Source organism: Moorena sp. SIO2C4, from assembly GCF_010672485.1.
In the GTDB taxonomy this organism is placed as follows: Bacteria; Cyanobacteriota; Cyanobacteriia; order Cyanobacteriales; family Coleofasciculaceae; genus Moorena; species Moorena producens.
In genome coordinates this window covers 1-6231 of record NZ_JAAHGN010000413.1, presented here as the reverse complement: position 1 = coordinate 6231, position 6231 = coordinate 1, and the positions used below count along the sequence as shown (strand labels likewise).

7 protein-coding genes are annotated in these 6231 nt (G+C 44.6%); 5 read left to right on the top strand and 2 right to left on the bottom strand.

Going from position 1 to position 6231, the window contains the following annotated elements; genetic code table 11:
• The 5 genes from F6K20_RS20525 to F6K20_RS20505 form a co-directional block, all read left to right on the top strand.
• On the top strand, nucleotides 1–367 hold a 367-nt coding region (locus F6K20_RS20525; protein ID WP_287295842.1), incomplete at its 5' end, for a P-loop NTPase.
• A 141-nt stretch (nucleotides 368–508) separates the two neighbouring features.
• The gene (locus tag F6K20_RS20520) at nucleotides 509–631 is read left to right on the top strand and encodes a hypothetical protein (RefSeq protein ID WP_287249107.1); all 123 of its coding nucleotides are present in this window, start codon (nucleotides 509–511) and stop codon (nucleotides 629–631) included.
• A gap of 146 nt (nucleotides 632–777) precedes the next feature.
• A complete protein-coding gene (gene rodA / locus F6K20_RS20515; protein WP_008186160.1) occupies nucleotides 778–2046 on the top strand; it encodes a rod shape-determining protein RodA in 1269 nt (422 codons plus the stop codon).
• Between the two features lie 96 nt (nucleotides 2047–2142).
• Nucleotides 2143–2334 carry an NAD(P)H dehydrogenase subunit NdhS gene (locus F6K20_RS20510; RefSeq protein ID WP_044493740.1) on the top strand — a complete coding sequence of 64 codons (192 nt, stop codon included), beginning with the start codon at nucleotides 2143–2145 and terminating at the stop codon, nucleotides 2332–2334.
• Nucleotides 2335–2508: 174 nt separating this feature from the next.
• Entirely contained in the window at nucleotides 2509–3177 is a 669-nt protein-coding gene (locus F6K20_RS20505; RefSeq protein WP_287249100.1) for an HAS-barrel domain-containing protein, read from the top strand.
• 176 nt (nucleotides 3178–3353) lie between these two features.
• Here the strand turns inward: F6K20_RS20505 and F6K20_RS20500 are convergent, their stop codons facing one another.
• Together F6K20_RS20500 and F6K20_RS20495 are read right to left on the bottom strand one after the other, a co-directional pair.
• Nucleotides 3354–3818, bottom strand: a complete 465-nt coding sequence (locus F6K20_RS20500) for an HmpF-related protein (RefSeq protein ID WP_287249098.1) — start codon at nucleotides 3816–3818, stop codon at nucleotides 3354–3356.
• A gap of 22 nt (nucleotides 3819–3840) precedes the next feature.
• Nucleotides 3841–6231 (bottom strand): class I tRNA ligase family protein (locus tag F6K20_RS20495; protein WP_287295840.1); only part of this gene is annotated, 2391 nt, incomplete at its 5' end.

The following is a 6231-nucleotide window of genomic DNA, read 5'->3' as shown; positions in this document are numbered from 1 at the left end:
GGCAGGAGCAGTAATTGTGACAACACCCCAAAATGTCGCTCTTTTAGACTCCCGCCGAGGCTTGAAAATGTTTGAGCAAATGGGAGTCCCCGTGTTGGGAATCATAGAAAATATGAGTTACTTTATCCCACCAGACTTGCCCGATCGTCAGTATGACCTGTTTGGCTCTGGAGGAGGTGAAAAAACATCAAAAGAACTAGGGATTCCCTTGCTCGGTTGTATTCCCCTAGAAATTTCCCTACGGCAGGGAGGGGATCAAGGATTGCCCATCGCTGTTGGCAATCCAGAGTCAGCCTCCGCTAAAGCACTGGTAGCGATCGCATCTCAGATTGCAGCCAAAGTTTCCATTGCTGCCCTTTCTAATTAACAAAGACTTGCAGGCAATAATAACTCAAAAATAGAACATGGAAAATCACCATTAACAATTTTGTAATCCCTAATGCCTAATAGCTCATACCGTCAGCGGTCAGCGGTCAGCGGTCAGCTTTCCCTAACTTAGATTAAACGAATGCTTACTTGTTTTATTCAAAAGCTGTTCGGTGTAGCGTGCCCTATGCCCACGCTACTTGAGGTGCCGTCAGCCGTCAGCTCTCAGCCGTCAGCTTATTTTATTCAAAAGCACCTCAAGTAGCGTGTGCGTAGCACATAAGCTGATAGTTGATAGCTGATAGCTGAAAGCTGATAGCTGAAAGCTGATAGCTGAAAGCTGATAGCTGAAAGCTGATAGCTGATAGCTGATAGCTTAGCTCATACCTAATCGCTCATACCTCATAACTGATGGTACAAATTAATAAATTTAGAATTAGAAATAGTATTCGTTGGCGGCTGTTGTGGGCCCCCTGGCAGGACTTAGACTGGCAACTATTATTCCTGACTGTGGGGCTAACCATCTTTGGGGCAGTGATGATTCGCTCTGCAGCCATCGACAATGGTGGAAACTATTGGGTCTCCCACTTGCTCATTGGTAGTATTGGATTGTTCATCGCTCTATTCATCGCGCGATCGCGCTATCATTCCCTGATCCAATGGCATTGGGTAATTTACGCCATCACCAATCTGTCCTTAATTGCTGTAATGATGATCGGTGCCAGTGCTAAGGGGGCTCAGCGTTGGGTTACCATTGGAGGGTTTAATGTTCAACCCTCAGAATTTGCCAAGATCGGCTTGATTATTACTCTAGCTGCCATCTTGCACAAACGACCCGCTACTACCATTCCAGCAGTAATAGCAGCTTTAGCAGTAACTATATTACCTTGGGCATTAGTGTTTGGGCAGCCTGATCTGGGAACATCCTTGGTGTTTGGGGCAATTACCTTGAGTATGCTTTACTGGGCAAATGCCAATCCCGCCTGGTTGCTCGTGTTGATTTCCCCTCTGGTGTCAGCCATTGTCTTCAGTCTATCTTCACCTGCATGGTATACCTGGGCTGCTGTAATCACACTGATTGCTTTCCTCAGTCTCCCTTGGCGCTGGTTGGGAGCCTTGGGTACCCTGGTTATTAACCTAGTTGTCGGACCGTTAGGAAAAGTCTTCTGGAATCTGTTGAAGGACTATCAAAAAGACCGATTAACGCTCTTTTTGAACCCCGATCTAGACCCTCTTGGAGGAGGATATCACCTAATTCAGTCTCGGATTGGGATCGGTGCTGGTCAACTTTGGGGAAGGGGACTAAACCAGGGAACTCAAACTCAACTCCACTTTATCCCGGAACAGCATACTGACTTCATTTTCTCAGCCATTGGTGAAGAACTAGGCTTTGTAGGTTGCTTGTGTATTTTATTAGCCCTGTGGTGGTTGTGCCTACGCTTGGTGCTGATTGCTCAGAATGCTAAAGACAACTTTGGCTCTCTGGTAACAATTGGCGTGCTCTCAATGATTGTGTTTCAAACCGTGATCAACATTGGGATGACTATTGGCTTAGCTCCCATCACAGGAATTCCTCTACCTTTACTCAGTTACGGTCGTTCAGCCCTACTAACCAACTTTCTTGGCCTAGGGTTGGCTCAAGCAGTGGCCAATTATCGACAGCGATTGAAGTTCCAATAAGTTATGGGTTGTAAGATACTGGATGACTAATAAGTCCAATAGCCCCTATCCTAGTAAAGGAAATCTAAGTAAGGCAATCTAAGTTTTTAGGCACTCATGATTTTTCCAGGTTCTATAGTTCGTGTAATCAATGTTGACGATACCTATTATCGCTTTGAGGGGTTAGTACAGCGCGTTAGTGATGGTAAAGCAGCTGTGCTGTTTGAAGGAGGTAACTGGGATAAATTAGTGACGTTTCAGCTGTCGGAAATCGAAGAGGTGAAACCAAAAATTGGTAAAAAGGGTTAGATAGATCACTTGTCGTCTCCAGTAAGCCCCTAATCAGCCTCTAAAAAACTCTACCAGACTACTGTTTCAACACCCTCTTCAAACTGGGGCATTAAACTGGGGCATACATCAATCGCATAAATCAATCAAGGGGCATACATCAATAACTAATGACTAATGACTAATAACTAAACCATGCGCCTTCCCTTACCCCAGTTTACCCCCAGCAATCGCTCAGAACATCACCTTGCTGAGGTGATTGAAACAGCAACTACAGAATTTCTAGCTCAATGTTTAGAGCCAGAAGATCTAAGCTTTCCAGTCATGCCTGCTTTTGGCAGCTGGGTAAAATCTGTAGATGATGAGTCAGGTAATCAAATTTTTGCTGTAGTTTATTATGCTACTACTAGCCCGATTGACTCGGTTCATCGAGCAACAGCTTTAGGATTGTCACTGGCAGAATTACGTGAGCAGCAGCCTCAGATTTTCGCAATGCTCAAAACTGAGTTTCGTGCTGCCATCGTTGGGTTTATGTCTTCGGAAGAGGGTGTTAATGGTTTTAGCAACCATCACGGTCGAGTCTATCAGTATCTTCCACCCCGTCCACCGCAAATTCATCAACCTGTCTACCAGTGTGAACCATCAGAGGTTATTCACTTTAGTGAACAGTTGGATTTTTTGCGAACACTTTTGGAAGTTAATGGTGCCCCAGTAGACCCCCTGACAGCAGCTGTAATTAGAGAAGTTTATCGTCTTCGTCAGACTGACCGTGACTGGTTAGTCAAGGCCGGACGAACCTTGAGTGTCTTACTTAAGGATGATTATGACCGCTTGCGGTATATTTTAAGTCAGATTCATTGGTAGTATCCTCCTCCCCTGTTATCCCTTACGGGGATAACGGGTTATCCTACCCATTACTTATTGAAAGAAAAGAATTGAAGGTTTGGAAATTTTCCCATGGTGCATAAGCTGATAGCTGATAGCTGATAGCTGATAGCTGATAGCTTACGTTCCCTGTTCCCCGTTCCCTATTACCTTTACTAATTACCAGCTTGATCTATTTTAGCCTCCAATTGAGCTACCTTTTGCTCCAGCTGTTTCTTCTCCAATTTCAAGTTTTCTGCTAAAGCTTCAATTTTTTCGCGACGTGCTTCTACTTCTAAATCGCGGATATCTAACCCTTGGCTTTTCAAGGTAAGCTCTTGCCGCCATTGTTCAGCCCGTTTCATTTCTTCGTCTAAAAAGGTAGACTTAACCTCAGCTGTTAAATACTTCTTGACTAAATCTAATACCCAATCGGTGGCAGATTGAATCGTGATCACCTGTTGAGTTTCAGCCAGATCTATTAAGACTAAGCAACCTTCTTTGAAAGCTTGGGAATTAGTAAACGTGACAGGTCTTGGCTCAATGAATTCCCAGAATTGATCAGAGTTTTGGCGGGCAAGTAGTTGCAATTGCAGCCCGCCAAAATCATCATTGTCTTGAACTTGAGCTAGGTGTAGCATTACCGGTTTGATAGAAATCTGTTTAAAGTCTATTTAAGCGATCGCGTAAAATAGACTCTTGCTTTTTAGCCTCAGCTAATGCCTCTTGAGCACCCTTAACCACTGCTTCTGGAGCTTTACTCACAAAGTTCTTATTACCCAGACGCCCAGACAAGGATTTGACTTCCGCCTCCACTTTACCTAAATTCTTTTCTAACTTAGCCCGTAGAGCATCCACATCCACCACACCAGTTAGGGGAATTAGCACCTCGACAGTGCCGACTACACCCGCCATGGTATTCTTGAGCTCTTGGTCCAAGGCTGGAGTGATGCTTAATTGATTGACCTTACCTAAGTCTTTGATATAGGCAATACCCGCCTCCAAAATTTGACGTTCCTCACTGTTGCTGCTTTGCAAAATAACAGGTGCGGTCACCCCTGGTTTAATCTCTGCCTCAGCTCGGAGGTTGCGGATAGTACGGATTGTACCGATCAGCAGCTCAAACCTTTGCTCTAGTTCTGAGTCAATTAGAGAACTTGGGGATATAGAAGATTGGGTATTGCCTATTGACGAAATGTTACGGTCTGTTTTAACCTCCCTCTGTTCTATATCTTTGATATCTTCTATATCTTTAATATCTTCTCCCTGTTTGATATTGCCATCAATAATACCCATTTTGGACTCGATTTTCTTCAATTCCGAGGATTGCTGAGTTTCTTCCTTGCCAAAAATTTCTGTTTTGATGGATTGAATTTCTTCCGATAACTCTTGACGATTCTCAGCCTTGAGCACATAACGGGAAACAAACCAAATGGCATATCCTAGACCAATCAGTTCTAAACTAGTTGAGACTAAGGAAATGCGATTGATCGCACCCACGAAGGCTGTGAGGATATTTAGAGCAATAATTCCTCCCACAACCAACCCCGCTGCGATCATCGGTTGTTTGTAGTTCTCGAACAACGTCTTAGAAAGTTCTGGCAGTTTAGACAATACAGCTAAACTTTGGTTAGAGATTTCCTTTCCCATAGACAACGCTGTTCCTGACCTGGGTGATTGGGAATCAGGCTCATCGGAAAGCGCACCTTGATTATCCGTTGATTTATTATCGTTTAGTAGTTCGGTCTCCGTGGTCTGTAGTTCCTGTTCCCCAGTTTGACCATCTAGGTACTCTATAGGATAAGGTTGTAGTGCCAACACTTCCCCAGATTTCTGGGTCAAGGTGTGCCAGATTTCTTCAGTGATATGGGGCATGAAGGGATGGAGTAGCTTTAGGATACCCTCTAAAACGTAAGCTAGAGTTTGCTGTGCCACAACCCGCGACGGAGACTTAGCATCCTGACGGAGCCTGGATTTGACCAGTTCAATGTACCAATCACAAAAATCACCCCAGATGAATTCATAAAGTCCTTTAGCCGCTTCTCCCAAGCCATAAGCATCTAGATGATCCCTAGTTTGACGCACCACTTGATGAAAACGCGAAAGAATCCAGCGATCGCATAATTCCAATGCCTCTACTGTTGGTTGACCCAACTCTTCGGGAGTTTTACCATCAAGGTTTAACATTACAAACCGTGCTGCATTCCACAGTTTATTGGCAAAATTGCGAGATGCTTCTACAGAAGCTGACTCATCGGTCTTGCGGTTATACTCTAATCGGATATCTTGACCTGCACCTGCCACTTCCCGAACCAAAGTATAGCGCACGGCATCCGTACCATACTTGTCAATCAGGATTAAGGGGTCAATACCATTGTTAGCCGACTTAGACATTTTCTTATTGTTCTCATCCCTCACTAGGCCGTGGATGTAAACACTTTTAAACGGCATCTGACCCGTAAAATGTCTTGCCATCATGGTCATGCGGGCAACCCAGAAGAAAATGATGTCAAAACCTGTTACCAGGGTGGTAGTCGGATAGTAAGTCTTCAAATCCTTGGTCTGATCAGGCCACCCCATAGTAGAGAAGGGCCACAATCCTGAAGAAAACCAGGTATCCAACACATCTGAGTCTTGCTCTAGCTTGACATTTTCTCCAAATTTTGCTAATGCTTTCTTCTTAGCCTCTGCTTCATGGTGAGCCACAATAAACGGAGTCTCGCTAGTGATTGTGCCATTGGTTTCACTCACCACATACCAAGCCGGAATTTGGTGTCCCCACCAGAGTTGGCGGGAAATGCACCAGTCTTTTAATTTCACCAGCCAATCTCGGTAGACCTTTGTCCAACGTTCCGGGATAAATACTGGTGAATGGTGCTGGTCAAGAGACTCTAGGGCTCTGTCAGCTAGGGGGCGAATTTTGACAAACCATTGCGTTGAGATTAGGGGTTCAACAGGAACCTTTCCGCGATCGCTATAGGGTACCGTATGTTTGTAGTCCTCTACCTTAAGCAACAGCTCTTCTGCTTCGAGCTGCTTCACCACATTTTTAGA

Bases quoted from the DNA above. Each gene is read 5' to 3' on its own strand.
- F6K20_RS20520 (WP_287249107.1), top strand. From the start codon at position 509: ATGCTTACTTGTTTTATTCAAAAGCTGTTCGGTGTAGCGTGCCCTATG.
- rodA (WP_008186160.1), top strand. From the start codon at position 778: ATGGTACAAATTAATAAATTTAGAATTAGAAATAGTATTCGTTGGCGG.
- F6K20_RS20510 (WP_044493740.1), top strand. From the start codon at position 2,143: ATGATTTTTCCAGGTTCTATAGTTCGTGTAATCAATGTTGACGATACC.
- F6K20_RS20505 (WP_287249100.1), top strand. From the start codon at position 2,509: ATGCGCCTTCCCTTACCCCAGTTTACCCCCAGCAATCGCTCAGAACAT.
- F6K20_RS20500 (WP_287249098.1), bottom strand. From the start codon at position 3,818: ATGCTACACCTAGCTCAAGTTCAAGACAATGATGATTTTGGCGGGCTG.